Source organism: Streptomyces sp. NBC_00029 (assembly GCF_045160505.1).
GTDB lineage: Bacteria > Actinomycetota > Actinomycetes > Streptomycetales > Streptomycetaceae > Streptomyces.
This window is the reverse complement of record NZ_CP108292.1, coordinates 8,319,457-8,344,863: the sequence shown is the minus strand read 5'-3', so window position 1 is coordinate 8,344,863 and position 25,407 is coordinate 8,319,457. Positions and strand designations below refer to the sequence as shown.

At 72.3% G+C, this 25,407-nt stretch carries 26 protein-coding genes; 11 read left to right on the top strand and 15 right to left on the bottom strand.

Annotated features, from left to right (window positions below; translation table 11 throughout):
• Positions 1–33: 33 nt before the first annotated feature.
• The 3 genes from OG753_RS38415 to OG753_RS38405 form a co-directional block, all read right to left on the bottom strand.
• Positions 34–1,224: a hypothetical protein gene (locus OG753_RS38415; RefSeq protein ID WP_405792171.1), complete on the bottom strand. Its 1,191-nt coding sequence runs from the start codon at positions 1,222–1,224 to the stop codon at positions 34–36.
• Complete coding sequence (locus tag OG753_RS38410; protein ID WP_405792169.1) at positions 1,221–1,841, bottom strand: ankyrin repeat domain-containing protein; 621 nt, start codon at positions 1,839–1,841, stop codon at positions 1,221–1,223. The genes OG753_RS38415 and OG753_RS38410 overlap by 4 nt, the downstream gene beginning before the upstream one ends.
• A 163-nt stretch (positions 1,842–2,004) precedes the next feature.
• Complete coding sequence (locus OG753_RS38405) at positions 2,005–2,538, bottom strand: GNAT family N-acetyltransferase (protein WP_327266388.1); 534 nt, start codon at positions 2,536–2,538, stop codon at positions 2,005–2,007.
• 149 nt (positions 2,539–2,687) lie between these two features.
• Between OG753_RS38405 and OG753_RS38400 the strand changes: the two genes are divergently transcribed.
• Positions 2,688–3,968 (top strand): sulfite oxidase, encoded by a 1,281-nt coding sequence (locus OG753_RS38400; protein ID WP_327266387.1) that lies wholly within the window; start codon positions 2,688–2,690, stop codon positions 3,966–3,968.
• A 17-nt stretch (positions 3,969–3,985) separates the two neighbouring features.
• Here the strand turns inward: OG753_RS38400 and OG753_RS38395 are convergent, their stop codons facing one another.
• Both OG753_RS38395 and OG753_RS38390 read right to left on the bottom strand, forming a co-directional pair.
• The gene (locus OG753_RS38395) at positions 3,986–5,224 is read right to left on the bottom strand and encodes an alpha/beta hydrolase family protein (RefSeq protein ID WP_405792166.1); all 1,239 of its coding nucleotides are present in this window, start codon (positions 5,222–5,224) and stop codon (positions 3,986–3,988) included.
• Positions 5,225–5,313: 89 nt separating this feature from the next.
• Positions 5,314–6,291, bottom strand: a complete 978-nt coding sequence (locus tag OG753_RS38390; RefSeq protein ID WP_327266385.1) for a 2-oxoglutarate and iron-dependent oxygenase domain-containing protein — start codon at positions 6,289–6,291, stop codon at positions 5,314–5,316.
• 247 nt (positions 6,292–6,538) lie between these two features.
• Here OG753_RS38390 and OG753_RS38385 point away from each other — a divergent pair, with 247 nt between their 5' ends.
• Together OG753_RS38385 and OG753_RS38380 are read left to right on the top strand one after the other, a co-directional pair.
• Positions 6,539–7,285, top strand: a complete 747-nt coding sequence (locus OG753_RS38385; RefSeq protein WP_327267052.1) for a VOC family protein — start codon at positions 6,539–6,541, stop codon at positions 7,283–7,285.
• A 107-nt stretch (positions 7,286–7,392) separates the two neighbouring features.
• The gene (locus tag OG753_RS38380; RefSeq protein ID WP_327266384.1) at positions 7,393–7,581 is read left to right on the top strand and encodes a DUF6381 family protein; all 189 of its coding nucleotides are present in this window, start codon (positions 7,393–7,395) and stop codon (positions 7,579–7,581) included.
• 223 nt (positions 7,582–7,804) lie between these two features.
• On the opposite strand, the gene OG753_RS38375 is transcribed toward OG753_RS38380, so the two are convergent.
• Positions 7,805–9,013, bottom strand: a complete 1,209-nt coding sequence (locus tag OG753_RS38375; protein ID WP_405787262.1) for an IS701 family transposase — start codon at positions 9,011–9,013, stop codon at positions 7,805–7,807.
• 124 nt (positions 9,014–9,137) lie between these two features.
• Between OG753_RS38375 and OG753_RS38370 the strand changes: the two genes are divergently transcribed.
• A complete protein-coding gene (locus OG753_RS38370; protein WP_327266383.1) occupies positions 9,138–9,479 on the top strand; it encodes a hypothetical protein in 342 nt (113 codons plus the stop codon).
• On the opposite strand, the gene OG753_RS38365 is transcribed toward OG753_RS38370, so the two are convergent.
• The 5 genes from OG753_RS38365 to OG753_RS38345 form a co-directional block, all read right to left on the bottom strand.
• Entirely contained in the window at positions 9,480–9,731 is a 252-nt protein-coding gene (locus OG753_RS38365) for a hypothetical protein (protein WP_405792163.1), read from the bottom strand.
• A gap of 280 nt (positions 9,732–10,011) precedes the next feature.
• On the bottom strand, positions 10,012–12,306 hold the full coding sequence (gene secD / locus OG753_RS38360) for a protein translocase subunit SecD (RefSeq protein WP_405792161.1): 2,295 nt from the start codon (positions 12,304–12,306) through the stop codon (positions 10,012–10,014).
• A gap of 72 nt (positions 12,307–12,378) precedes the next feature.
• Entirely contained in the window at positions 12,379–12,819 is a 441-nt protein-coding gene (locus tag OG753_RS38355; RefSeq protein WP_405792159.1) for a hypothetical protein, read from the bottom strand.
• Between the two features lie 99 nt (positions 12,820–12,918).
• Entirely contained in the window at positions 12,919–13,629 is a 711-nt protein-coding gene (locus OG753_RS38350) for a response regulator (protein ID WP_405792157.1), read from the bottom strand.
• A gap of 2 nt (positions 13,630–13,631) precedes the next feature.
• Positions 13,632–14,612 (bottom strand): histidine kinase, encoded by a 981-nt coding sequence (locus OG753_RS38345; RefSeq protein WP_327266377.1) that lies wholly within the window; start codon positions 14,610–14,612, stop codon positions 13,632–13,634.
• Positions 14,613–14,913: 301 nt separating this feature from the next.
• On the opposite strand from OG753_RS38345, the gene OG753_RS38340 reads away from it, so the two are divergent.
• From OG753_RS38340 to OG753_RS38325, 4 genes are all read left to right on the top strand, one after another.
• The gene (locus OG753_RS38340; RefSeq protein ID WP_327266376.1) at positions 14,914–15,240 is read left to right on the top strand and encodes a TraR/DksA C4-type zinc finger protein; all 327 of its coding nucleotides are present in this window, start codon (positions 14,914–14,916) and stop codon (positions 15,238–15,240) included.
• Positions 15,241–15,291: 51 nt separating this feature from the next.
• Positions 15,292–15,633 carry a TraR/DksA family transcriptional regulator gene (locus OG753_RS38335; protein ID WP_405792155.1) on the top strand — a complete coding sequence of 114 codons (342 nt, stop codon included), beginning with the start codon at positions 15,292–15,294 and terminating at the stop codon, positions 15,631–15,633.
• Positions 15,603–16,442 carry a rod shape-determining protein gene (locus tag OG753_RS38330; protein ID WP_405792153.1) on the top strand — a complete coding sequence of 280 codons (840 nt, stop codon included), beginning with the start codon at positions 15,603–15,605 and terminating at the stop codon, positions 16,440–16,442. The genes OG753_RS38335 and OG753_RS38330 overlap by 31 nt, the downstream gene beginning before the upstream one ends.
• A 295-nt stretch (positions 16,443–16,737) precedes the next feature.
• Complete coding sequence (locus OG753_RS38325; RefSeq protein WP_327266373.1) at positions 16,738–17,121, top strand: hypothetical protein; 384 nt, start codon at positions 16,738–16,740, stop codon at positions 17,119–17,121.
• Positions 17,122–17,374: 253 nt separating this feature from the next.
• Here the strand turns inward: OG753_RS38325 and OG753_RS38320 are convergent, their stop codons facing one another.
• The gene (locus tag OG753_RS38320; RefSeq protein WP_327266371.1) at positions 17,375–17,860 is read right to left on the bottom strand and encodes a MarR family transcriptional regulator; all 486 of its coding nucleotides are present in this window, start codon (positions 17,858–17,860) and stop codon (positions 17,375–17,377) included.
• Positions 17,861–17,955: 95 nt separating this feature from the next.
• Between OG753_RS38320 and OG753_RS38315 the strand changes: the two genes are divergently transcribed.
• The gene (locus tag OG753_RS38315) at positions 17,956–18,930 is read left to right on the top strand and encodes a zinc-binding alcohol dehydrogenase family protein (protein WP_405792150.1); all 975 of its coding nucleotides are present in this window, start codon (positions 17,956–17,958) and stop codon (positions 18,928–18,930) included.
• 127 nt (positions 18,931–19,057) lie between these two features.
• On the opposite strand, the gene OG753_RS38310 is transcribed toward OG753_RS38315, so the two are convergent.
• Positions 19,058–20,209: an SMI1/KNR4 family protein gene (locus tag OG753_RS38310; RefSeq protein ID WP_405792148.1), complete on the bottom strand. Its 1,152-nt coding sequence runs from the start codon at positions 20,207–20,209 to the stop codon at positions 19,058–19,060.
• 112 nt (positions 20,210–20,321) lie between these two features.
• Here OG753_RS38310 and OG753_RS38305 point away from each other — a divergent pair, with 112 nt between their 5' ends.
• Positions 20,322–20,888, top strand: a complete 567-nt coding sequence (locus OG753_RS38305) for a DUF4291 domain-containing protein (protein ID WP_405792146.1) — start codon at positions 20,322–20,324, stop codon at positions 20,886–20,888.
• A gap of 57 nt (positions 20,889–20,945) precedes the next feature.
• Here the strand turns inward: OG753_RS38305 and OG753_RS38300 are convergent, their stop codons facing one another.
• On the bottom strand, positions 20,946–22,361 hold the full coding sequence (locus OG753_RS38300; RefSeq protein ID WP_327266367.1) for a M64 family metallopeptidase: 1,416 nt from the start codon (positions 22,359–22,361) through the stop codon (positions 20,946–20,948).
• A 150-nt stretch (positions 22,362–22,511) separates the two neighbouring features.
• On the opposite strand from OG753_RS38300, the gene OG753_RS38295 reads away from it, so the two are divergent.
• The gene (locus OG753_RS38295) at positions 22,512–23,891 is read left to right on the top strand and encodes a helix-turn-helix transcriptional regulator (RefSeq protein WP_327266366.1); all 1,380 of its coding nucleotides are present in this window, start codon (positions 22,512–22,514) and stop codon (positions 23,889–23,891) included.
• Here the strand turns inward: OG753_RS38295 and OG753_RS38290 are convergent.
• On the bottom strand, positions 23,854–25,401 hold the full coding sequence (locus tag OG753_RS38290) for an MFS transporter (protein WP_405792143.1): 1,548 nt from the start codon (positions 25,399–25,401) through the stop codon (positions 23,854–23,856). The two genes, OG753_RS38295 and OG753_RS38290, sit on opposite strands and share 38 nt — an antisense overlap.
• Positions 25,402–25,407: the final 6 nt, after the last annotated feature.

Here is a 25,407-nt window from a genome sequence, read left to right as displayed (position 1 = left end):
GGGGGCAGCGGCGTACGGCCGGGGCGCCGGGGCTCAGAGGACGGCGATGCCCAGGGGTCGCGCGCCCGCCGCGAGCCGGCGGGCGGCTCCGGTGTCGAGGTCGACGACCGTGATGCCGTTCCAGTGACCGTCCCGGGTGTAGCCGCCCGTGACGTACGCGGTCCGGCCGTCCCGGGAGACGGCCACGTCCTCGTGCGGGCCCTGCAGCGGGTACACCCGCTCGGCGCCGCCCGGGGAACGGACCGTCAGCGACGGGCCCCTGCCGTCGCCCGGCTGCACGGCTCCGGTGCCGACCACCAGCAGCCGGCCGTCCGCCGTGACCGCGACGCCGTGCTGGTGGGTGTCGGCCGTCATCGGCTCGATCGCCGTCCGCCCGGTCCTGGGGTCGACCACCGCGAGCCGCTCGCCCTCGAAGGGGAGCAGCAGCTTCCCGTCGGCCGGCCGTACGACGGCGTAGTGCGGCTTCAGCCAGGAACCGAGTCCGCCTTCGGTGCCGTAGGGGGCGACCTCGATCCGGCGGGGCTGCAGGGAGTCGGCCGCCACGACGGTGACGTCGAAGGAGTCGTGGCCGGTGACGTACACCTCGGCGCCGTCCGCCGACACGTCCACGTCGAAGGGCCGCCTGCCCACGGGCACGACGGCGGTGACCTCGCGCCCGGCCGTGTCGATGACCTCCAGGACGCCGGTGGTGCCGGGGACGTTCACCCCGACGTAGGCCCGCGCGCCGTCGGGCGAGAGCGCGATGCCCATGCCGCCGCCGCGGTACTCGCCGTCGGTGACCGGTCCGGTGCCCGTGCGGTGCGGGATCAGCGCCACCCGTACGCGGGTGCGTGTGTCGACGACGGCGACGCCCTCGGCGGTGGCCACCCACGCGCGGCCGTCCGCGCCCACGGCCAGTGCGTACGGGGCCCTGCCGACGGGGACCGAGGCCACCGCACCGCGCTCGGGGTCCACGAAGGTCACGGTGTCCGCCCCGAAGTCGGCGGTCAGGAGCAGGCCCTGCGGGGTGGGGGCGGTGGCCGGCAGCGGGGAAACGGCGGAGGGTGCCGGGCCCGGCGGCGCGGACGTCGCGTTCTGGGTGCAGGATCCGAGCAGCAGGGCCGCGGCGAGCGCCGCGAGGGCGCCACGGGCGCGCGTGCGGGTGCGCCGGGTGTGCGCACGGGCGTCGTGGGTGCCCGTACGGGCGTCGCGGGCCGTACGGGTGTCCCGGGTGCGGCGGTTCATCGGCCGGCCCCGTCTTCCGTACCCGCAGCCGCCTTCAGGGCCCTCGCCATGCCGTCGAAGCCCCGGCGGGCGGCGTGCTCGTACGGGGTCACCCCCTCGTGGTCGGGCAGCAGGGGATCGGCGCCCGCCGCGAGCAGGGCCGCGACGACCTCCTCGTGGCGCGGGCCGCCGTCGCCGAGGATCACGGCCTCGAGCAGGGCGGTCCAGCCGAGCCGGTTCACGTGATCGGCGTCGATGTCCGTCTCGGCGAGCACGGCGCGCACGTACGCGGTGTGCCCGCGCTCGGCAGCCGGGATGAGGGAGATCCCCCCGAAACGGTTGCACTGCTTCAGGTCGGGCCCGGCGGGCAGCAGCAGGCGCATCATCCGCACGCTGCCGGTGACGCCGGTGACCAGCCAGGGGCTGTCCTCCCGGGAGTCCGGGGCGTTCGGGTCGGCACCGGCGGCGACCAGCAGTTCGGCCACGGCCAGGTGGTCGCCGAGCACGGCGAGCAGCAGGGGCGTGCGCAGCTCCTCGTCGCGGGCCTCCACGGCGGCGCCGGCGGCGAGCGCCGTGCCCACCGCCGTCGCATCACCGCGGCGGGCGCCGTCGAGGAGGAGTCGGTCGTGCGCGTTCATGGTGTCCCTCTCGGCTCCGGGCGGGGAGGGCCGGGTACGTCTCCCGCTCCCCCGGTCCATGCTCGCCGCGCCGCGGCCCCGGCCGGGTCCGCCCGGTGGACGGAGCCCGCGCGCGGTCCGGAGGACCCTGGGGTCGTCCGATCGGCTGATGCGGCCGGAGGGATCAGGCCTCGTACTCGGTGAGGTCGATGCCGTGGATCTGCAGGAGGTGCCCGTGGCGCGGGTCCGTGGTGTCGCGCTCCAGCACCATGCCGAGCTTGCGGATCACGTTCTCGGAGTCCTCGTTGCCCGCCCGGTTGATGGCGACGACCCGGTCGAGGCCGCGGTCCTGGAGGGCGAACTCCAAGGTGGCCTGCGCGGCCTCGGAGGCGTAGCCCTGGCCCCAGTACTGGCGGCCGAGCCGCCAGGTGATCTCGGCGTCCGGCAGGGCCTCGGGCAGGTGCTCGGGGACCGAGAGGCCGACGGCGCCGATCAGCTCGCCGGAGCCGAGGAGCTCCACGGCGAAGATCCCGAAGCCCTCCTCGTCCCACTCCTCCTCCCAGCGCTCGATGTCCTCGGCGGTCCGGTCCAGGTCGAGGGTGTCGCCCTCGCCGATCCAGCGCATCACCTCCGGGTCGGCGTTGATCTCCGACAGGGGGACGAGGTCGTCGTCGGTCCAGCGGCGGAGGAGGAGTCGGGGGGTACGGATCTCGGTCATGCCCTCATCCTGCCGAAATTCCGCCGACCAGCGGTAATCGGCCGTTGCGGTGATGTTGCGGGTTCGTGGCGGGCACGGCGGGAAGGTTCCCGCGGCTCGCCGCGGACCTCTACGGTCCGTGGGAACCGCGACCAAGGAGTGCTCCTGCCATGCCCTTCGATCTGTCGGACGAGAGCCGGTACGACCGCACGCGCCTGCGGCAGTGGGCGCGGGGCCGCGCCCGCTCCGCCGGGGTGGACCGCCGTGATCTGCTGAAGCTGTTCTCGGTGGGCGCCGCCGCCGGATCGCTGGGCGTCGCGGCGGGCGGCGGCACGGCGTCGGCCGCGCCCGGCGCAGACCTCGCCGACCCGGTGCCCCGCACCGTCAAGCCGCTGCCGCCCGAGCTGTTCACCCTTCGCGGTACGAACGCGGAGACGAACTTCGCGGCGCTGCGCGGCACGGGCCCGCTCACTCCGATCGACCGGTTCTTCGTCCGCAACCACACCTCCACCCCGCGGATCGATGCCGGCGGCTGGCGGCTGAAGGTGTGGGGCGACGGGCTCGCGGGCGGCCCGCTGGAGCTGTCGTACGAGCGGCTGCGCGCCCTGCGGCCGGTGGAGCGGACGCTGTTCATCGAGTGCGCGGGCAACGGCCGCAGCTTCTACGACACGCAGCAGGGCCAGCCGGTGACCGGCACCGCCTGGACGCTGGGCGCGATCGGCGTCGCGCACTGGCGCGGCGCGCGGCTGTCGGACGTACTGCGCCTGGCGGGCGTGACCCGCGGCGCCGTGGACGTCCTGCCGAGCGGGCTGGACGACGAGGTGGTCGCGAACGGGGTGAACCTGGGCCGGGTGCGGCGCCCGCTGCCGGTCGCGAAGGCGCTGGACGACGTACTGCTGGCCTACGAGATGAACGGCCGGCCGCTGCCTCCCGACCACGGCGGGCCGGTCCGCCTCGTGGTGCCGGACTGGGTCGGGATCTCGTCGGTCAAGTGGGTCGGGGACATCGAGGTGAGCCGGGAGCCGCTGTACTCGCCGTGGAACACGGAGATGTACCGGCTGTTCGGGCCCGAGCACCCGGCGGCCGGCAGTGAGCCGCTGACCCGGCAGACCCTCAAGAGCGCCTTCGAGCTGGAGCTGGGGGCCGGCGTTCCCGTGCACCGGACCCGGCTGCTGACCGGCCGTTCCTGGTCGGCCGCGGCCCCGGTCACACGCGTCGACGTCAGCACGGACGGCGGCGGCCACTGGCGGCGGGCCCACCTGCACGACGCTCCGCGGCGGGGCGGGTGGGTGCGCTGGTCGGTGCCGTGGACCCCGAGGGCCACGGGTGCGACCTCGCTGCTGGCACGGGCGAGCGACGCGACCGGGCGGACACAGCCCGACCGCTCGGTCCACAACACGCAGGGCTACCTCTTCGACGCGGTGGTCCGCCACCCGGTGACGGTGGTCTGACCGGGGGCGGACCCCCGTCACGGGGTGTGGAAGGCGACTTCCGGCGCGTCGGGTGAAGGGCCGTCCAGCACGGGCTGCGGCCGGTCTCCCAGGTGCCGGTCGAAGAAGGCGCCGACGTAGCGCCGGGTCAGTTCGACGGACCGGGCGCCCGGCAGCGGGGCCTCGTCGTCGGGCAGGCCCAGCTGTTCGCCGATCGCCGGGAAGTCGGTGAAGGTGAAGTGGCCGGAGCCGGCAAAGGTGATCCAGCGCTTCCAGCCGTCGAGCAGCGGCCAGTCGCGGTCCCAGCTCGCGTTGCCGCCGGGACCGCGCTGCTGGGCGCCGAGCAGCATGAAGGGGCGCCCGCCGAGTCCGGCCGCGGGGACCGGCGTGGAGAAGCCGCCGTCCATGTTCACGCCGGCGCGGATCCTGCGGTCGGCGGCCATCGCTGCGGCGGTCGAGGATCCGCCGATGGAATGGCCGGCCATCGCGATGCGGCTCCTGTCGATGAGTCCGGCGTGACGCCAGGCGGGGTCGCGTCCGGTGAGGCGGTCCAGGAGGAAGGACACGTCACCGGCACGGGTGTCGCCGACCGTCCGGTACCCCTCTTCGCCCCGGACCTTCTCGCAGGCCAGGCACGTCAGCACGCGCCCGCCGGGGAAGGCGGTGCCCACGCTCTCGTACGCGTGGTCCACCGCGGCGACGACGTAACCGCGGGAGGCGAGGTCCTCGGCGAGGGCGGTGAGGGTGGCCCGGTGAACGGTGAAGCCCGGGGACAGGACGATCAGCGGGTACCTCCCGGTGGCCGGCCGGGCTCCCGTCCGGCCGTGGCTCCGCGTACCGGTCAGGGTCTCGACCGGGATCACCTGGTCCAGCTTCCGGTCGACCAGCAGCAGCCGGGCCTCCTCGGACGTGAGGTAGCGCGTGGTGCGGCCGGTGTCGTGCCGCGCCGGATAGCGCATGGTGACCATCAGCTCGCGCGGCCCTGAACCGGCCCAGGGGTCGGTTCGGCTCCTGTCCACCAGGTGCAGGTCCTCCCGGCCGACGGCGAAACGGCCGGTGGGGCGCGGGAGTTCCACCCGCGAGTCGTGACGGTTCTCGGTCCCGGCGGCAGCGGGGGCGGCGGCAGCGGGGGCGGCGGCAGCGGGCCCGGCCGTGAACGTCCCGGCTACGGCGACGGCGGATTCCGCGGCGGACGAGGCGCCCGCGGTGGCGATCGGTAACGGCAGGAGGAGGGCGAGGAGGGTCAGGGAGGCGGCTGTTCTGCGGTTGTTGCTCATGAACATCACGCTATGCGAGCGGTTTTGACGGATCGTCGGCTCCGAGGCCGATCCGCGGTCCGACCTCGGGGGGACGGGAATCCGCCGGGTCACTCCTGAGTATGATCCACGCTGATCGAGTCCAGTTTGCCCCGCAGGTACGTGTGGGAGTCGACGGGGCCGTGCGTCACCCGGCCGACCGGGGCGGGCAGTGACTCGACCCGGGTGTGCGGGTCGCATTCGTAGAAGTAGACGAGGGAGATCAGCTCCTCGGCGGGGGTGTCGGCGGGCGGGGGCAGCACGCGGTGGCGGCCCGCGCGCCAGCGGTCGCCCGTCCAGCGGGCCATCAGATCGCCGATGTTGACGGTCAGGGCCGCCGGGTCGTAGGGCGCGTCCTGCCAGCCGCCGGCGTCGGTGTGGACCTGGAGCCCGCCCGCACCCTGTTGCCGGTCGAGGACCGTGACCGTCCCGAAGTCCGTGTGCGCCCCGATGCGGAACTGGCCGGGCAGCGGCAGGCCGACGACGTCCGTGCCCGGGTACCAGTTCAGGTTGAACCCCCAGGTGGGGTGTGAGGTGTGGCGGGTGAAGTGGTCCTCGGCGAGGCCCAGGGCCACGGCCAGCAGTTCCAGCAGTTCGTCGGAGAGGGACCGCATGAGGCGCAGGTACTCCGTCACCAGCGGTCGCAGCTGCGGCACTTCGGCCGGCCAGGCGTTGGGCGCGAACCATTCGGCGTCCACGGAGGGGATGCCGGTCGGGTCCTCGGCCGCGAAGGACCAGGATTCCTTGAGGTCGGGCGGCGAGGCCGTCCCCTCGGCGTAGCTGTTGGCCTCCGCCCCCGGGCCGAGCCAGCCCCGGCCGCCGACCTTGACGGCGTACGGCGCCTTCGCGCCCGGGGGCAGCCGGAAGAACCGGCCCGCCGCCTCCCGGATCCGCGCGGGCAGCGAGGGGTCCACACCGTGCCCGGTCACCAGCAGGAAACCGGCCGCGCGCAGGGCCTCGTCGACGCGGGCGGCGGTACGGGCCCGCACCTCGGGACCGCCGGACCGCCACGGCCCGAGATCGATCACGGGAATCTGGGATCCGGCCATGGGTGACCTGCCTTCCGGAGGGCTGCGGGGGCGTCCGGGACCGAGGCTATCGCCGCGCACCGCCGCACGGGATCGCCACGGAGCGTGATTCTCGGACACCTTCCGTGTGCATTCGCCGCGGCCGATCACGTAGATCGCCCGAAGAAGTACCAGAATGAGAAGTCGTGCGGGCGGCTCATCAGGGACGGAGCGAGTGGTGGAGATTTCGACGAGGGAAGTCTTCGGGGCCCCGTGCTGGGTGAGCCTGATGACGCGCGACCTCGGCACGGCCCAGCATTTCTACGGGGCGGTCGTGGGCTGGAGATTCCGCCCGAACCGCCTCGGCGAGGCGTTCTCGGTGGCGTTCCAGGGCCGTGTCCCGGTGGCCGGCATCGGGGCGCTGGCCGCGGACCTCGGGGTCGCCGCGGCGTGGACCCCGTACTTCGCCGTCGACGACGCCGATGTGGCGGTGGACCGGATCCGGGAGCGGACGGGCACGATCGCGGTCGGGCCCGTCTCCTTCGAGTCCGGCGGCCGCGCCGCGCTCGTCGCCGACCCCGACGGCGCCGTCTTCGGGATCTGGGAGGGGAATGTGGAGGCGGACTGGCGGGTGGGCAGGGGCCGCTCCCCCGCATGGCTGGAACTGCGCACGCGCAACGCCCTCGACGCTGCGATTTTCTACGGCGCAGTGCTCGAGTGGGCCACGGGCCGCGCCGGCTGCTGCGAGGTCTCGTACGAGGAGGACCAGGTCGTCCTGAGGCAGGACGGCGAACCGGTCGCCCGCCTCAACAGCGGCCCCGTGGAGATCGCCTCCTACTCCCCGCACACCCGGCCACGCTGGCACGTCCACTTCCGCGTGCCGAAACTCGAGCCGGCGGTGGCGGCCGCCGTCTCGCTGGGCGGGCGGCCCGTCTCGGACGTCACCTCGAACGCGGTGGAGCGGTGGGTGACGCTCCGCGACCCGGACGGAGCCCTGTTCACCCTCACGACCGCCCTCGGGACGGGAACGGACTGAGGTCGGCCCGCCCCGCCGCCACCCTCACCGACGCTTCGAGATGCGGGCTCACGGCAGTCCTGGTTCGCTGAATCCGCCCGCTCTCCCCCCCAGATCAAGGAGCGAACATGAGCGTTTCAGGCGAGTCCCGGGGCCGGTCCCGGCAGATGCGCGCGAAGGCCCAGGAGCTGAACGATGCGGCCGAGCGTTCCACCGACCCCGAGGAGCGCCGCCGGCTGAAGGAGAAGGCCCGCCGTCTCCAGGAGCAGAGCGAGCAGGAGGGCCGTATGGACGACCGGGGCATGGACCCCATGTAGCCGTACGCCTCACCCACCCGGCACCGGCCGGTGTCCGCCGCGATCCCCGTCGCCGCGGCCACCGGCCGGTGTGCGAGCCCGGCGTGATCGGCAGGACACCCCCTAGTAGTGCTTTGTTAACTGGTGTCGTGGGGCTGCCATGGGGTGGGTTGTCTGCAGGTGGGGCAGGTGCCGGTCCAGGTGGCGAGTAGGTGTTGGAGGAGGTCCAGGGCCTGGTAGAGGGTCAGGCCCTGGCAGGGGCTTTTGGGCAGGTCCGCTGTTCGGTGAGGAACAGGTGGGCGGCGGTGACGAGGGTGACGTGGCGGTGCCAGCCGGTGAACGAACGTCCCTCGAAGTGGTCCAGGCCCAGAGCGGTCTTCAGTTCGCGGTAGTCGTGCTCGATCCGCCACCGGGCCTTCGCCAGCCGGACCAGGTCCTTGGCGGGGATGTTCGCGGGCAGGTTCGAGATCCAGTACTTCACCGGCTCCGCCTCACCCTCGGGCCACTGCGCGATCAGCCAGACCAGCGGAATCGTCCCGTCGGCCGCCGGTTTCGGGCGGCGGCCGACGAGGCGGACCCGAAGGAGCACGAAGTGCGAGCTCATCGCGGCCTTGGAGCCTTTGCGCCAGGTCAGCGTCCGGCCACGGCTTCTTCCGGCAGCCAGCACGTGGTCGCGTAAGGAACGTGGCCGGGTGCGGTATCGGGGCAGAGGGCGGGGACCGAGCCCGCTGTAGGCGGGCTGATGCGGCTCGGCATCCTCACCGTGGGCAGTCATCTCACCCTTGACCTGCAGGACGTAGGCCAGACCCCGGTCTTCCAGGCCGTGACGGAAGTCGGCGTTCGCGCCGTAGCCGGCGTCGGCGACCAGTGCGGCGGGCCGCAGGCCGATCGCGGACAGCTCGTCGAGCATCTCCAGCGCGAGCTGCCACTTCGCGCGGTGATGTTCGCTGTCGGGGATCCGGCAGGCAGCCCGGCGTGCAGCGGCCTGGGGCCCGTCCCATGCGGCGGGCAGGAACAGCCGCCATGACAGCGGGCACGAAGCCGTGTCCGAGGCGGCGTGGACGCTGACACCGATCTGGCAGTTGCCGACCTTGCCCAACGTGCCGGAGTACTGGCGGGCCACCCCGGGCGAAGCAGTGCCGTCCTTGGGGAAACCGGTGTCGTCCACCACCCACACCTCAGGGCGGACCACAGCCACCGCCCGCCAGGCCAGTCGGGCCCGCACGTCAGCGACCGGCCAGGTCGAGGACGTCATGAACTGCTGCAACCGCTGATGGTCCACCCCGAGACGCCCGGCCATCGGCTGCATCGACTTGCGTCGGCCGTCCAGCAACAGGCCCCGCAGATACAACTGGCCCTTCTCCAGCCAGTCCCGCCGCACCAGCGGCGCGAACACCTCGGAAGCGAACTCCTCCAACCGGACCCGCACCGCCGCAAGCTCCCCAGCCCTCATACAGCCAGCGAACTACCGAACACCCGACGTGACAAGACCGGATAACAAAGCACTACTAGGGTGAAGGCTCGGACGTCCCCGCGGCCGGGCTCCGGCCCGGACCGCCTTCCTCCAGGAGTCACCCGTGGCGCGCTCGCTCGACGGCCTCGTCTTCGTTCCCGTGGCCGACCAGGCGCCCGGCCAGGTCGGCCGGCTGACCCGGTTCGAGTACCACGAGCAGGACGGCCGGGTCTGGGCCGAATACCGTGGCGGGGACGTGGCCAGGGGCTACCTCGTCGGCACCCGCGCCGACCGCACCGTCGAATTCCGCTACGTCCAGCTCCGGCTCGACGGCACGACCGCGTCCGGGCATTGCACCTCGCTCGTGACGGAGCTCCCCGACGGACGCCTCCGTCTGGAGGAAACGTGGACGTGGGAGTCCCAGCAGGGCAGCGGCACCAGCGCCGTCGAGCAGCTGCCCGGCTGATCATGGAGTTCGGCCGTTATAGGCCGTGACGGCAGGCGGTGAAGGAGCCGCCCCGCGACGATGGAGTTCGGGCTTTCGGGTCGGCGAGAAGATCGCGTGGTGCCGTGCAGCCTCGCCGACCGTCGCCCGGCCGAGCAGCTCGGCCACCTCGGCCACTTCGCCGACGGTCGTACCGAACCGGAGCGGTCCGACGCCGACACCCGGCACATAGGACCACTCGTCCCGTCCGGCGGCTGCGGTCCTGAACTCCATGGTCACTCCTCCAGAGGCACCTCGACATGCGCGCCGCCCAGTACCGGCCCCCTGCCCCACCTGCCCGCGCGGCACCCGCCCCTCCTGAAGGCTGTTGCTTGGTCCTGGGCGTTTCCCTAAGGGCTGTCCCGTAATCCGCGGTGGGTCAGCGCACGGCGTCAGATGCGGTGCATCGCAAGGCGGAGGGTCGTACTCATACCGGCCGTATTCGGGCGATCCGACAACGCAGCGAGGTGCCGTAGCTGGCGTCGTGCGCCCGCCGGGGATTACGGGACAGCCCTTAGCAGCGGTCAGGGGCACGCGGCACTGGCGCGGCGGCACTCGGAGTCTTCCCGGGCGGGCTCAGTTCGATGGTGAGAGGGGCCGCTGTGAAGACGGACGAGTACGTGCCGACAGCGAGGCCGATGAGCAGGGCCAGGGCGAAGTCGGTGAGGGCGTCGTCTGCGAGCAGGGCAAGGGACAGAAGGACCAGTGCCGCGCCCATGCCGGTGTTGACGGTGCGGGGCAGGGTCTGGAGGATCGCCCGGTTGGTGAGGTGGGACGGTGATCCGGTGGGGTTACGGGCGAAGAGTTCGCGGACGCGGTCGAAGAGGACGACGGAGTCGTTGACCGAATAGCCGATGACGGTGAGGAGTGCGGCCAGGAAGACGCCGTCGACGGGTTTGCCGAGCCAGGCGAACACCCCGGTGAGGATGAGTACGTCGTGGGCGAGCGCGCCGACGGCTGCGGTGGCGAAGGTCCAGCGGAATCGCACCGCGAGGTAGAGCAGTTGGGCGCCGAGCGCCAGGCAGAGGGCCACGATGGCGTTGCGGCGCAGCTCTTCGCCGAGGGTGGGTCCGATGAGTTCGTCGCGGAGCACCTCGGTGTCGCCCCCGAGCCGGCCGATGGTCGAGGCGACCGTGGCCGCTTCGCCGTCCGTGAGGTTCTCGGACCGGACCGCCAGCCCGGTGGCACCGGAGGACTGGACGAGCGCGCGGGGGAATCCGGCGTCGGCGAGTGCGGTGCGTGCCAGGTCGGGATCGACCGGGCGGCTGGTGCCGTACTCGATGAGCCGGCCGCCGGTGAACTCGATACCGAAGTCGAGCCCGCGCAGGAGGATGCCGGACGCGCTGAGGACGAGCAGGACGGCCGAGGCCGCCAGCCAGCGGCGCGGCCGCCGCATCAGGTGGGGACTGCGACGCAGCAGGCGGTCGCGTACCCATCCGGTGCCTGCGATCCCCGTGGCACGAGGGTGGCGGAGTACGCAGCGGCGGGCCACCGCGTGTTCGGCCAGGACCCGAGTGATCAGCAAGGCGCTGATCATGGAGGCCAGGACACCGATGGCGAGGGTGATGCCGAAGCCGCGGACGGGGCCGGAGGCGAAGGTGAGCAGCAGGCCGGCGGCGATCAGTGTGGTGATGTTCGAGTCGGCGACGGCGCTCATCGCCCCGCGGAATCCCGCGGTGAGGGCCACGCGCGGACTGGGGCGGCTGCGGGCTGCGTAGTCCTCGCGGGCGCGTTCGAAGACGAGGACGTTGGCGTCCACGGCCATTCCGACGGTCAGGACGAATCCGGCGAGGCCGGGCAGGGTCAGTGTCGCGCCGAGCACCGCCAGGGCGGCGTAGGAGATCAGGCCGTACGCGGCGAGGGCGATCGTGGCGAGCAGGCCCATGAGCCGGTACGCGGCCATGACGAACAGCGCGGTCAGTGCGCTGCCGATGGCTGCGGCCAGAACGGCGGCTCTGATCGCCGCATCGCCGAGGCCTGCGCCGATGGTGCGCTGTTCGATGGTCTCGACCGGTACGGGTAGGGCGCCTCCGGAGATGAGCAGGGCGAGTTCCCGGGCTTCGGATTCGCCGAAGGAGCCGGTGACCTGGGTGGAGCCGCCGGAGATGCCGCCTTGGCAGGTGACGGTCCGGCCGACCTGCGGCGAGGAGATGATCCGGTCGTCGAGGACGATGGCGATGCGACGCCGGGGGTCACCGTCCCCGTGGCAGGCGGCCGCTGCGGTGGCCTGCGTCCACTTGTCGCCGCCCCGGTCGGTGAAGTCGATGGTGACGTGCCACCCGGCGCCGCCCTGTCGGTCGAAGCGCGCATCTGCGCCCTTGATGTCCGTTCCCGTCAGGCCGGCGGTCTGCAACCGCAAGAGCTGTCCGGAGTCGTCGGGCAGAACGCGTTCCGTTCCCGGCTCGGCGCGTGGAGTGCCGGCGGCGGAGGGATCGGCTGCCCTGCCGAGTACCTCGTGGATGGTGAGTTGTGCGGTGCGGCCGAGTACGTCCGCGGCTCTCTTCGGGTCGTGGACGCCGGGCAGTTCGACGATGATGCGGTGGTCGCCGGAGCGTACGAGGGTGGGTTCGGCGAGGCCGAGCGCGTCGATGCGGCCGCGCAGGACCTCCAGGGTGCGGTCGGTCGCTTCGCGGCCGGCGGGCGCGGTGGGGGTGGAGCGGGTCTCCAGCACGATCTGGGTGCCGCCTCGCAGATCGAGTCCCAGGCGGATCGGCGTGGTGAGGGCAAGGGCGAGTGAACCGGCGATGATCGCGAGGGCGAGCAGCGTGCGCAGGCGCGATGTACGGCCTTGACGTGTGCGACGTTTCAAGAGGGGTCCGTCTCCAGGCAAGCAGGTCGCGGTGGTTGATACCGGTGCCGCGACCGGGGAAGGGGGGTGTCGTCAGATGCCTGGTGGCGTGGGCGGTGACCGTCCGCTGTCCTGGGCGGGCCGGCTGCCCGGGAGGGACGAGCGGGTGGGTACGCGCACGCACGGGCAGGCGGTCGCCCCTGCGGATGCACCGTCCGTACTCCCGGTTCGGGGGTCCGGCGGGGAGGGCCGCTCGTCGAGGTGTGCGGGGCGGGGCCGTGCCTGAGCCGGGCAGGCGGTGGGCTCTCCGTCGCCGGGACGGGCCGCATCACGGGCGAGGTCACCGTCGCGGTCGGGGCCGCGGGCCGGGGGCGTCGCCGCGGCCGCTGCCGCCGAACGGGCGGCCGGGGTCTGGACGCCTGGCCCGCTCGCCGGGGCGGTCGCCGCCAGCAGGGCGGCGAGCGCCACGAGCAGCGCCAGCGCCGCCGCGAACCGGTGGGGCGCGGCCGGGGCGGAGCCGGGTGCCGGATCCATGTACCGCCCCCTTTCCGGGAGTCGACGTGCGAAATGGCAGAGGGGCATGACGGAGCCGGTGCGGGCACGCAGGGCAGTGGGAGGTCGAGCGACCGGAGTTCAGGCTTCGATGAGTCCGGCGCGAATGGCGTACCGGGCCAGCGCCAGCCGGTCTCGCAGACCGAGCTTGTGCATCAGGTTCTCCCGGTGGCGGTGCACGGTCTTGACGCTGATGAACAGGATCTGGGCGATGTCCTTCGACGAATGGCCCTCCGCGACCAGTTTCAGCACCTCTTCCTCGCGCGGTGTGAGGAGGCTCCCGGGGCCGGCCGTACGGTTGGCCGCTCGGTCCAGATGGCTGCGCACCTGGGTGCTGACCGCGGCGGGGTAGAGGAACGGCTCGTTGCGCATCGCGGCCCGGCATGCGCTCACCAGGTCGCGGTCGGCGACGGACTTCAGTACGTACCCGCAGGCGCCGGCCCTGAGCGACTGGATGAGGTACTGCTCGTTGTCGTGCATGGTGAGCATCAGGATCCGCAGGTCCGGTTTGAGCAGGACCAGTTCGCGAGCTGCCTGGAGTCCGGTGAACCGGGGCATGGAGACGTCCAGGACGGCAAGGTCGATGTCCTCGGTGCGGGCCGCGTGGACGGCTTCCGCTCCGTCCCCCGCTTCGGCGACGACCCGCAGGTCGGGCTCCTGGTCGAGGATCAGGCGTACGCCGCGGCGCACGAGGGCGTGGTCGTCGGCGAGGAGGATACGGATCGGCCCGGTGCGGGGAGAGGGAGCCGCGGGGGCCGGGACGGGTTCGGGAGGAGGGGCGGGGTCGGGCATGGTCAAGGCTCCCTGGCTTGCGGGGTGGCGAGTCGGATCCGGGTGCCCCTTCCGGGCGTGGAGATGACGTGGAGGGCGGCTCCGGCGAGCAGGGCCCGTTCGCGCATGCCGCGGATCCCGGCACCCTCGTGCACGGCGGCGATGCCGCGGCCGTCGTCGGCGACCTCCAGGACCACCGTTTCGCCGTCGCGGAGCAGGCTCACTTCGATGCACGAAGCGTCCGCGTGCCGGACTGCGTTCGTCAGGCTTTCCTGGGCCACCCGGTACAGCACGAGCTCGATCTCCCGCTCCAGTTCGGGCAGTTCCTCGTCGAAGCGCAGGGCGACCCTGAGGCCGCTGTGCGTGGCGAAGTCCCGGGTGAGGGAGCTCAGCGCGCTGGGCAGCCCCAGGTCGTCCAGGACGCCGGGGCGCAGGCGGCGCACCAGGCGGCGGACTTCGTCCAGGCTGTCGCGGGTCACCTCGCGGGCCTGCTGCAGTTCCTCGCGCAGCGGCTCGTCGGCCGCGTTCGCCGCGCGTCCCAGCACCAGGAGGACCGCGGTCATGCTCTGCCCGACCTCGTCGTGCAGTTCCTGGGCCATGCGCCGGCGCTCTGCCTCCTGGGCGAGCAGCACCCGGGCGCTGGAGGTGGCGCGTTCGTGCTCCAGACGGTCCAGCATGGCGTTGAAGGTGCGGATCAGCTCGGTCATCTCGCGGCCGGCGCCGTTGCTTGCGCCTGCGCCGTCGGACCGGGGCAGGGACAGGCGCTGTCCTGGACGCAGCAGGTCGACGGTGCTCATCAGCCCTGCCAGCCTGCCGAGCGGGGCCAGGCCCCAGCGCAGCAGTGTGGCGTTGGCGACCAGCATGATGGCGAGACCGCCCACCAGCACGACCGCCTCGGTCAGCAGCACGGGCACCGAGACCGTTACCGGCGCCCACAGGAGCAGCGCCGTCGCGATGCCCAGCACCATGGCGTTCAGCCCGAAGACCCGCCAGAACAGCGACACGAAAGCCTCCCACTCCTCCTACGGCCGGACTCGGTCCGGTGCTCCTCCGGTACTCCCCGTCAGCCTGACGGATGCCTTTGATTACCGCTTAATCCGACCCACTGTGCCTTCGATGTAGCAGCCCGTCTATGGGTGCTGAGCCCCATATCGGAGGCCAGATACCTTCTCGGCCGTGATGGTCCGGCGCGGACGGCAAATGGGTCATGCGCCCCATGGGCTTCCGATGGCGGGGCGGGCAGGCTCGGGGTGACCGAGACCGGGCAGCCGCCCCGTCCGACCGGCGGCGACGAAAGGAACCCCCGTGCCCTCCGACACATCCCCGGCCCGCCCCCGCCCCGGACGGCTGACCCCGTCCGACGCGCGCCAACGCCTCGAAGACGCGCGGAGCAGCCGCGCCCTGCAACTGCGCGCCCTCGACAGCGGCCCGAGCCGGGAGGGCCACCTCGTCGCCACCCAGACCGAGGCCAATCAGCGGGTCATTGCCGAGATCGACGCCGCCGTCGCCCGGCTCGAGGCCGGCTCCTACGGCACCTGCCAGGCCTGCTCCACGTACATCCCCGTGGAACGCCTGGAGATCCTCCCCTACACGCGGTACTGCGTTCCCTGCCAGCACCGCGCCACCACCTGATGCCGACCCCGCCCAGCCGCCCGTCCCGCCCTGTCCACCTGGGGTGAAATCATGAAACAGACCATCGCCCGGCAGAGCACACACCTGTCGCCGGCGGACATCGCCACGCTGCGGGAGAACCTGCACGAACAGCTCGTCTTCCGCCGGGAACAGCTGTGCAGGCTCACCGCCGCGCATCCGGCTCCGGACCACCAGGCCGAGGTGCGTGTGGCGCTCGCCGCCGCCGCGTACATGGTCTTCGTCGACGTCCGGGCCGCACTGCTTCGCATTGCGGACGGCCGCTACGGCGCCTGTCACTTGTGTCGGCGGCCCATCGACCGCGAGCGTCTGATGATCGTGCCGCAGGCACGCTACTGCGCCCGATGCCAGCAGGTACGGGAGGCCGGACGGTGACCGCCGGCACCCCCTTCGCCGATGCCGCAGCCTCCCGTACCGGTCACCGGCCCTGGCCGCTGTGCCGGCAGTGCTGCGGCCTGGCCCTGGAACTGGGCAGCGCCCGCACCCGCGCCTGGGTCGCGGGACGCGGGATGCTCCTGGACGTGCCCACCGTCACCTTCCCCGGGGCGAAGGTGGTCCACCCCGTCCGGCACGGTGCGATCGTGGACGTCGCCGGTACCGCCCGGATGCTGGACCGGCTCCTGCGCCCCCGCCTGCCCCGCCGCACCCGCCCCCTGGTCGTGATCACCACGCCCGTGCTCGACGGCCCCGCGCACCGGGAACGCGCCCGCACCGCCGTACAGGTTCTGCGCCCGCGCACCGTCCTGACCGTGCCCGCCGCCCGCGCCATCGCCCTGACCGCGGACGCCGACCTCACCCGGCCGCTGCTCGTGGTGGACGTGGGCGCCCACCTCACCGAAGTGGTCCTCCTCGGCGAGGGCGCCGTCGTCGACGCCCGCTGCACCGCCCTGGGGACCAACGACCAGGCCCGCAGCCCCGACGTCACAGGGAGGATCAGTGAGACGGTCGCCCGAATGATCACCTCGATGGTCCGCCAGGACCCCACGGGACTCGCCGCCCGCGCCCTGGAACGAGGCGCTCTCCTGGCCGGCGGCGGCGCACTGGTCCCCGACCTCGCCCACCGGCTCACCGACACGCTGCGGACCCCCCTGCACGTGGCCCCGGCGCCGCACACCGCCGCCCTCCGCGGCGCCGCCAAGGTACTGCACGCCGCACACTCCCACCCCTCGCTCCGCGGGAGGTGACCAACATGGGACCCCGCACTCCTCCCGGATGTGAAATTGCGGGCGGGGGTTACGCCTCAGGACGGGCGCAGCCGACCACGGCTGCCCCGCACCACGCAGGGCCATCTGTTCGACGCGGGGTCCGTCACTCCGTCACCGTGGTGTGAGGCCAGGGGTGTCCGGGCCACGCGGGTGACTTTCGGGCCCGGTTGGCCGATGCCGCACCAGCGTGTCGGCGCGCCTCGGTGCGCGCTGGACGAATGTGGGTGGATCGTCCGCAACTCGCTGTAGGGCGCCCTCGCCGGGAGTGTGAGTCATGTTCCGTTTCCTGCCCGTCCTGCCAGCCGCGCTCGCCCTGACCGGGGCTCTCGCCGCCCCCGCGGCCGCCGCCGCGGCCGACCCGAGGCCGATCACCTCGCCGTACGTGCAGGCGGCGGCTGATGTCAGTGCCGCCGGTGCGCTGAAGCGGGCGAAGAACATCGACTGGGTGCGTCACGTCAACACCGGGCGGTACTGCGTCAACGTCAGCGAAGAGGTGAACCTGGCGTTCAGCGTGGTCCACGTCGAGCTGCCCAATTCCAACCGCCGGAGCTTCAGCACGGACCCGAACTCGACCTGCGGTCCGGACTCGGTCACCGTCTTCACGTACGACCTCAACGGCAACTACGTGGACAACCCCTTCACGGTCACCGTTTTCTGACCCGTTCCACCCGGGTGGTCGCCCGGCCAGGTGCGTCCGGGCGCGCGGCGCAGGCGGTGTTCGCCGGCTCGCCCACTGAGCTCGACAGGGCACCAACACCAACAACGCCTGCTCGAACCCCGGCCGCGCACACATCGGTGCCACCAACTGCTGAGACCGAGGTTCCTGGGTCTTCGCGTGTGTCGCGGACGGACCGCTTCAGCGCTCAACCGGGTTGAGGTGGCCGCCCTCCACGAGCGACCACAGCGCCGGGCTACCGGCGGCGGGGGGTCTGCTCGGCGAGCACGGTGGTGGCGCGCTCCAGCAGGGCGCAGAGGGCGGCGTACTCCCCAGGCTTGAAGGCCTCGGCGAGGGCGCGTTCGAGGACGATGACCTCCTCATAGGCGCGGTCCAGCACGCTGCGACCCTGGTCGGTCAAGGAGGTGAGGAGGACCTTGGCGTGGGCCGGTGACGGCGTACGGGCGATGAGGTCCTTCTTGTGCAGGCCGGTCAGGACCGTTGCCATGGTCTGCTGGGTGACGCCGCAGGCCCGGGCGAGCTGGGCGCCGGACAGGTCCGCTTCCGCCGCGAGCACGAGCATCACGGTGTACTGCGTCATGGTCAGGCCGTGGCTTCGCAGGACGGCCTCGTGGTGGCCCATCAGGGCCTGTTCGGCGCGCCGGATGCGTCCGCACAGGTGGTCCTCGGCCGGGATCCCGGCTCCCTGGTTCGCCGCCGTGGCGACCATCGATTCCTCCATTTTGAATCAGCTCCCTTAGTTGACTCAGCATGCTGATTCACCTACGGTCTCCACAGCACCTGTATCAGCATACTGACTCACCAGGGAGCGCAGACATGAAGGCTGTCGTCCTCGACACCGACGACCGGTTCCGGCTGACCGACATCGACCGGCCCGCGCCCGGCCCCGGCCAGGTCGCCATCGCCGTCCGCTACGCCGGAATCCAGTGGGGCGACGAGCTCGTGCGCCGCGGCCACTTCCCGGTAGCGAGGCCCTTCGTCTCCGGGTTCGAGGCCGCGGGGCAGGTCGTCGATGTCGGCCCCGGTGTCGACGAGGCCCTGCTGGGACGGGCGGTCACCGCCCTGACCGGAGGAGGCGCCTTCGCCGAGGTGGTGATCGCCTCTGCCGCGCTCACCTTCGACGCCGGGGGGCTCGACCCGCGCACCGCCGCCGCGTTCGGCTGGGCGACTCCGACCGCATACGACCTGATCCACACGGTCACCCAGGTGCGGCCGGGCGAGCGCGTCCTGGTCCACGCAGCGGCCGGCGGCGTCGGCACCATGGCCGCCCAGTTCGCCCGGGCCGCCGGCGCCGGGCGGATCGTAGGCGTCGTCGGCGACTCCGAACGCGCGGCCTACGCCGCTCGCTTCGGCTACGACCGGCTGATCACACGTGCCGAGTTCGCCGGGGCGGGGGAGAACGGGCCGACGGGAGAGGAACCGTTCGACGTCGCCCTCGACCCGGTCGGGGGCCCCACCCGCCTGGCCAGCCTGCGGTGGCTGGCCCCCCACGGGCGGCTGGCAATGTACGGCGCCCTGGCCGGCTCCGCGCCCGCGGCACTCGACAGCGACGAACTGCTGATGAGCGGCCGGTCCGCACTGTCCTACAACAGCGACCTGCTCAGCCGGACCCACCCCGAACGGCTCGCCGACAGCGCCCGGCACGCCCTGCGGGCCGTGGCCGAGGGCCACATCCGGCCGGACATCACCGCAGAGTACGAGATGACCGACCTCGATCAGGCGCTGGACCGGCTCGCCGGGGGAAGGACATACGGCAAGAGCATCGTGCGGGTCGCGCCGCACCTCACGTGACCGGGCATCGGCAGGGCAAGGGCCCATGGGGCAGGTGCAGTGCTCGGTCGCACCCCGCTGCTACGGAGCGCTCCGGCCGGCGGGGCCGCCGGCTGGAGCGCTCCGGTGGAACCGGAAACCCCGGGGGTCAGTCCTGGTCCTGGGCGTACTGAGCCGCATGCCAGCTGGAGTCGATGGCGGGATTGGCCAGGGTCCCCCAGAAGCGATCGTCAGGTATCGATGGCAGTGGCGGATTGCCCAGGTCCGCGTGCAGATCCGTACGCCAGTCGACAGTGAGACGGGCGCGGATGCTCGCGCTCTCGCACACGGACCTGTGGGGCGAGCCCCAGATTCCGTGCACCATCTTCTCCGCGGCCCACCTGCGAGGAGCGTCCCGGTGGGTGTTCGCCTGCACGATCACCGTGCGCAGTCGCAGGGCCAGCGGGTCGGTCTGTTCCGGACGTGGTGGGGATTCGCCCCGGTCCAGCGCGTCCAGGGCCGACCTGACCTCCGGGTACTTGTTCAGGCCCGTTTCCACGGCCACTCTGCGCAGCTGCTTCCGCGCGGCCTTGGCCACCTGCTCACGAGGCAGGACCGCCAGCAGCGCACCGAGTTCCTCGAGACCGTCGAGGAAACCGACATGCAGGACATCGGTGGGACGGCAGGACAGGTCCAGCTCCGGCAGCAGCTCGTCCGGTCGGGGAAGGGGATCATCGGCGCTGCCCCAGTCCGGTCCGGGAGGCCCGGCCCATTCCCAGAACAGCCGGCCGTTGAACGTGACGGCACCCCCGTCCCGGCCCCCTTCCAGCTGGTCGGCCAGGTCTGCCAGATACGCGCCCAGCGAGTCGGCCCGCCCGAAGTCGGTGCCGGTCTCATCGAAGAAGCGTCCGATCGCGCCGTAGGAGTCCTGCCCCCGGCGGCAGTCGATCGTGAGACCGTCGGCCGTCACCCCGTAGGAACCGAACTTCAAGTAGGCGTCGATCCAGTAGTGCTCGGCCTCCTCCTCGTTCAGGTCCTCGGCGATGCTGCGCATGAACCTGGTGTCCCCGACGATCTCGCTCACCGACAGCAGCCGGTCGTGCGTGCTGAACCGGAAGGCTTCCGCGCCGTCCAGAGCCCCGTTGTGCCGGAGCAGTGACGCGACCAGATCGGGAGGGAAGGTGACGCCCAGTTCCTCCTCTGCCGCAGCTATCTCCTCATGGTCCGCGGGCGGCCCGAGCGTGGCGAAGGTGCGGGGGGCCTTCTCGCGCAGCCACTCGTCGATGCGGACCCACGAATCCCGGACCAGGTCTTTTGTCATGAGCTGAGCCTAGAGAAGGACACTGACAGCCTGATCGCCGCCCACCGGCCGCGGGGCGGGGCAGGCAGAATCCGCTCGCCGCGTCGGCGGAGCAGATGGCAAGGTGCGGAGGATGACGCCCCAGCATCAGATTCGTGCCGACTACGACGCTCGCACGATCGTGGTCTATCAGGCCTACTCGCCCGCCATAGCTGACGCCGCACTGCGAGCGGGCCGCTTCGTCGCGCCGTTCTCGTTCGGCCGGATGACGTGGATCAAGCCGTCGTTCATGTGGCTGATGCACCGCAGCAACTGGGCCCGCAAGCCCGGCCAGGAACGCGTTCTCGCGGTGCGGATCACCCGGGAGGGCTGGGAGGAGGCCTTGTCCCGGGCCGTGCTGACGACCGCCGACCCGGTGGCGATGGCCCGGGCAGCCGTACATGTCCAGTGGGACCCGGAGCGCTCGCCGCGCGGGGCGGCACTGAACCACTACAGCATCCAGGTCGGCATCGGTCGTCATCTGATCCGCACGTTCACCGACGACTGGATCGTCGGTCTCACCGACCTCACCCCTCAGATCCGAAAAGCTTCGACCCTGATACAGACCGGGCAGGCCGCCAAGGCACAGCGCTTGTTCCCCGCGGAGCGCATCTACCCCACACCCCGGACACTGGAGGACGTCATTTCCCCAAGGAATTGACGGCGGCCTGCTGAGATCCGCCCGCGATCGCCGGCACTTCGATTCACGCCACACGCCCTACAGGCGGACGTTCCAGTCCACCGTGGAGCGCAGGGTGCGGATGACCTTCGGGTCGCGCACCGACGGGGTGCGGTCCTCCGCCGTGACCGACAGGCGGTGCGTGCGGAGGTCGAAGAGCCACAGCTCCGCCACCGGCACCTCCGTGCGGCCCGCGAACCGCTTCAGCTCCCGGCCGTCGAGGTACCAGCGGACCACGAGCTGACGGCCGTCCGCGCCGGCCAGCTTCGGTACGGACACCTTCGCCGTGTTGCGCAGCCGTAGGGTGCGGTCCGTCGGGGTGACCGGGCTGACGATCCGCGCGTGCTGGTAGAAGCCGCCGATCATCGACTCGACCCCGGGCAGGTTGAAGGGCTTGCCCAGGACCCGCATGAGCGAGTTGTCGGTGGGCCGGTAGAGCCCGGTCACGAAGTAGTTGCCGCCCTCGTACGCGCCGACCGTGCCGCCGTCCGGTGATTCCTCGCCGAGCCAGCGGTGCCACTTGGCCCGCCGGTCGGCCATGCGTTCGGCGGTCAGGGCCGAACTGTTGGATTCGGCGGGCTCGGGGCCGGTGTACTTCTCGTAGTCCGGGACGCCCGGGTAGAAGTATTCGTCGGCGAGCTTGCCGAGGGAGTGGCCGGTCTCGTGGATGGCGACCTGGCCGGACTTCGGGTGGCCCGCGGAGGCCGTCGATATGCCCTCGTAGCCGAGGGTGGCGCTGGGCTCGTTGTAGCCCGCCCCGCCGTACTTGGCGCTGTTGGCCAGGACGATGACGAGGTCGGCGGCGGGCGCCTTCGCCACGTACGCGTCGACCTTGGGCTGGTCGATGCAGAGCAGCCGCTCGATGTTCTCGCACCAGAAGTACGAGCCGAGGGCGGTGTCGCGGACGGTGGCCGGGTCGGGGTCGCCCGAGACTCCGGAGTCGTGCGAGACCGCGTCGACCGTCCAGACGTTGAAGAGGTTGCGGTACGTGGTGTAGGGCTCGACGGCGGTCACCTCGGCCCATTTCTGCTCGGCGTCGGTGTGGAACCGTGCCAGCTCGTCGGCGGTGTAACCGTCGCCGATGACCACCACGTCGAGGCGGTCCGCGGTGGAGCCGTTGTCGATCATCTTGGTGACCCCGCCGTCGGCCGCCCGCTCGGCCGGGGAGAGCCGGCCCGAGGCCTTCGCGGGGCTGCCTGCGGCGGGGACGCGGGCGTGGCCCGAGCCGGCGTCACCACCGTGTTCCGGCCCCGGTATCTCGACCTCCACCCGGGGAGCGCCCGCGGCGCCCGCGCCACCCGCCGCGTCCGCGGGTCCGGCGGCCACCAGTGCGGCGGTGGCGCAGATCGCCGCGAGAGCTACGCGCCAGGCCGGGCGCACGGCCGGACGACGCCGGGCCGGTCCTCCTGCCGGTACCTCGGCCGGTCCCCCGACTGCGCCTCTGACTGGATCCATGAAGTCCTCCCCCGGGAACGGAAGTTGAGCGGTTTGTTAAACCGTTTGTTAAGTGCAGTGAATCGGTTGCTTAAACTAGGTGGCGCACGGGACGTGCGCAATGCCTGCTCCCCCTGAATACTGGGGAGTTCGAGCAACCAGGGGGACTTCATGGACGAACCGGCGCGGATCGGTCGCAGGGTTCAGCGCATGCGCGGTGAACTCGGTCTGACCCAGCGGCAATTGGCCGAACCCTCCTATACATCGGCCTACATCTCCACGCTGGAGTCGGGCAAGGTACGGCCCTCCGAGACGGCATTGCGCTTCCTCGCCGACCGCCTGGGGACCTCGTACGAGGAGCTGGCCACCGGCCGACCCGCCCACCTGGCCACCGAGCTGCGGCTCGCGCTCACCGACGCCCAGCAGACCCTCGCCACGGGTGCGGCCGACGAGGCCGCCGTACGCTACCGGCGGCTGCTCGGCGAAGCAGAAGCGCTCGGGCTGGCCCCCGAACAGGCGGAGGCGCGGCTCGGGCTCGGCGAATGCGCGCTGGAGTCCGGCGAACTGCCGGACGCGATCGGTCACTTCGAGGCGGCCGAGCGCCTCCTGGCGGACGAGCCCCTGCCCCGCCGGGCCCGGCCGATCCGCGGCCGGGCCGTCGCGCACCTGCTGGCCGGCGAACTGCGTTACGCCTGCTACCTGCTGGAATCCGCCATCGACGAGCTGGGCTCGAGCGGGCTCGCCGATCCCGAGGCACTGGTGCTCCTCAACGCCGCGATCATCGGGCCGTACCTGGACATGGGTGCCCACGCCCGCGCCGCCCGCGCCGCCGAGCTCGCACTCGCGCTGGCTCCGCAGGTCAGCGACCCGGCGCTGGTGGCCGGCATGCACCGGCAGGTGGCCCGGACCTTCCTGGCCGGCGGGCGGGTGGCCGACGCGGACGCCTCACTGGCCAAGGCCCAGGAGATCTACGGCCAGTTGCGGCTGCGGACCGACCTGGCGCACTGCCACTGGATGCGCGGATACGTACAGGCGCAGAACGGCGAGCTCGCCTCGGCGGAGCGGGAGCTGCGCACGGCCAGGGACATGCTGTCGGCGCGGCGCGCCGGGCTCTACACGGCGCAGGTGGAGGTCGAGCTGGCCGACGTACTGCGCCAGCTGGGCCGGTACGAGGAGGCGGCCGGGCTGCTCTCGGCCCTGCTGGAGCTCGGGGACAGTCACGGCGCCGTGCACGCGGGCGGGGCGCACCGGCTCCTCGGCCTGATGGCCGAGGAGCGCGGCGAGGCGGAGTCCGCGGAGGAACACTACGTACAGGCGCTGGCGCTGCTGGAGCGCAGCGGGGCGACGGGCGATCTCGCCGACCTGTGCCGGCTGCTGGGCGATCTGCTGCGGCGTACGGGACGGGTCGAGGCGGCCATGGACGCGTACCGCACGGGCCTGGGGCACCGGGCGGCGCCCGGGACCACCACCCTGGGACCGGCGCCCGCGACGCCGGCCCCGCGCACCCCCCGGGTCAGTGGTTCTCGGTCGGCTGCAGGTCCCGCGGAATGAGCGTCCAGGTCGTGGCCGCCGCGGCGACCGCGAGGACGGCGGCCAGCAGGAACGCCGGGGTGATCGCCAGGGTGTAGGCGTGCGAGGCGGTGTCGAGCAGGGCCTGGCCGACGGCGCCGCCGAGGCGTTCGGCGGTGTGCGCGGCCTCGCCGACGGAGTCCCGTACGGCGGCGGTGCTGGGGCCGTCCAGGTCCAGGGCGGGCAGGTTGCCGCGGTAGAGCGCCGCCGCGGTGGAGCCGAGGACGGCGACGCCCATGGCGGAGCCGAGTTCGTAGCAGGTCTCCTCGATGGCGGCGGCGCTGGAGACCTCGGCGGCGGGCGCGGCGGAGACCAGCGTCACCGAGGCCACGGTGGTGGCGAGTCCGGCGCCCAGGCCCATCACGGTCAGGGCGGCCGCGAAGGCCGGGTAGCCGAGGTCGGTGAACTGCTGGAAGGTCCAGGGCAGGGCCATGCCGGCGGCCAGGACGACCAGTCCGGCGCCGAGCACGTGGCGGATCGCGAACCGCTGCATCAGCGACGGGGCCACCATCGAGGCGGCAATCAGTGCGAGCGGGGCGGGCAGCAGGCGCAGTCCGGCCTCCAGCGGGGTGTAGCCCTCGCCGTACTGGAACCACTGGGTGACCAGGAACAGGATGGCGCCCATGCCCACCATGGGCAGGAAGATCGCGGTGGCCGCGACGCTGAACGCGGGCCTGGCGAACAGCCGTACCTGCAGCAGGGGGTTGTCCAGGCTCAGCTGGCGGCGCACGAAGACGGTCAGGGCAACGGCGGCGATCAGGAGCAGGGCCCAGGGCAGCGGCTCGGCGATCCCGCTCTTGCCGAGCTGCTTGATACCGCCCGCGAGGGCGAGCATGCCGATGACGGACTGGCCGACGCCCCACCAGTCCCACTTGCCGGCGCTGCGCGGCGAGCGCGATTCGGGCAGGTAGCGCAGGCCGGCCGCGACGATGACGGCGGCGACGGGGAGGTTCAGGAGGAAGGCGGAGTGCCAGCCGTAGTCCTGGACCAGGAGTCCGCCGACGACGGGCCCGAAGGCCATGCCGCCGCCGAAGACGGCAGCCCAGACGGCGAGCGCGAAGGCGCGCTCCTTGGCGTCGGTGAAGACGGTGCGCAGGATCGACACGGTGGACGGCATGATGGCCGCGCCGCCGATGCCGAGGAGGGCGCGGGCCGCGATCACGTGCCAGGCCTCGGTGGAGAACACGGCTATGAGCGAGGCCAGCGAGAAGATGCCGAAGCCCGCCATCAGCAGCCGCTTGCGCCCCCAGCGGTCGCCGAGCGCACCGGCGGTGACCAGCAGGCCGGACAGGGCGAGCGCGTAGATGTCGATGATCCACAGCTGCTGCACGGCCCCGGGCCGGAGGTCACCGACGAGCGAGGGAAAGGCCACGTTGAGGATCGTGGTGTCCATGGAGATGAGCAGGAGGCTGCCGGAGAGGATCGCCAGGACGATCCACCTACGGGGGTCCAGCGCGGGGGTGTGCATGAAGTTCCGTTCAGAGGTGCGCACGCTGCG

Bases quoted from the DNA above. Each gene is read 5' to 3' on its own strand.
- OG753_RS38325 (WP_327266373.1), top strand. From the start codon at position 16,738: ATGTTCCGTTTCCTGCCCGTCCTGCCAGCCGCGCTCGCCCTGACCGGG.
- OG753_RS38355 (WP_405792159.1), bottom strand. From the start codon at position 12,819: ATGGATCCGGCACCCGGCTCCGCCCCGGCCGCGCCCCACCGGTTCGCG.
- OG753_RS38400 (WP_327266387.1), top strand. From the start codon at position 2,688: ATGCCCTTCGATCTGTCGGACGAGAGCCGGTACGACCGCACGCGCCTG.
- OG753_RS38350 (WP_405792157.1), bottom strand. From the start codon at position 13,629: ATGCCCGACCCCGCCCCTCCTCCCGAACCCGTCCCGGCCCCCGCGGCT.
- OG753_RS38320 (WP_327266371.1), bottom strand. From the start codon at position 17,860: ATGGAGGAATCGATGGTCGCCACGGCGGCGAACCAGGGAGCCGGGATC.
- OG753_RS38385 (WP_327267052.1), top strand. From the start codon at position 6,539: ATGACGCGCGACCTCGGCACGGCCCAGCATTTCTACGGGGCGGTCGTG.
- OG753_RS38295 (WP_327266366.1), top strand. From the start codon at position 22,512: ATGGACGAACCGGCGCGGATCGGTCGCAGGGTTCAGCGCATGCGCGGT.
- OG753_RS38365 (WP_405792163.1), bottom strand. From the start codon at position 9,731: ATGGAGTTCAGGACCGCAGCCGCCGGACGGGACGAGTGGTCCTATGTG.
- OG753_RS38305 (WP_405792146.1), top strand. From the start codon at position 20,322: ATGACGCCCCAGCATCAGATTCGTGCCGACTACGACGCTCGCACGATC.
- OG753_RS38310 (WP_405792148.1), bottom strand. From the start codon at position 20,209: ATGACAAAAGACCTGGTCCGGGATTCGTGGGTCCGCATCGACGAGTGG.
- OG753_RS38390 (WP_327266385.1), bottom strand. From the start codon at position 6,291: ATGGCCGGATCCCAGATTCCCGTGATCGATCTCGGGCCGTGGCGGTCC.
- OG753_RS38335 (WP_405792155.1), top strand. From the start codon at position 15,292: ATGAAACAGACCATCGCCCGGCAGAGCACACACCTGTCGCCGGCGGAC.
- OG753_RS38405 (WP_327266388.1), bottom strand. From the start codon at position 2,538: ATGACCGAGATCCGTACCCCCCGACTCCTCCTCCGCCGCTGGACCGAC.
- OG753_RS38330 (WP_405792153.1), top strand. From the start codon at position 15,603: ATGCCAGCAGGTACGGGAGGCCGGACGGTGACCGCCGGCACCCCCTTC.
- OG753_RS38380 (WP_327266384.1), top strand. From the start codon at position 7,393: ATGAGCGTTTCAGGCGAGTCCCGGGGCCGGTCCCGGCAGATGCGCGCG.
- OG753_RS38375 (WP_405787262.1), bottom strand. From the start codon at position 9,013: ATGAGGGCTGGGGAGCTTGCGGCGGTGCGGGTCCGGTTGGAGGAGTTC.
- OG753_RS38410 (WP_405792169.1), bottom strand. From the start codon at position 1,841: ATGAACGCGCACGACCGACTCCTCCTCGACGGCGCCCGCCGCGGTGAT.
- OG753_RS38300 (WP_327266367.1), bottom strand. From the start codon at position 22,361: ATGGATCCAGTCAGAGGCGCAGTCGGGGGACCGGCCGAGGTACCGGCA.
- OG753_RS38415 (WP_405792171.1), bottom strand. From the start codon at position 1,224: ATGAACCGCCGCACCCGGGACACCCGTACGGCCCGCGACGCCCGTACG.
- OG753_RS38395 (WP_405792166.1), bottom strand. From the start codon at position 5,224: ATGAGCAACAACCGCAGAACAGCCGCCTCCCTGACCCTCCTCGCCCTC.
- OG753_RS38315 (WP_405792150.1), top strand. From the start codon at position 17,956: ATGAAGGCTGTCGTCCTCGACACCGACGACCGGTTCCGGCTGACCGAC.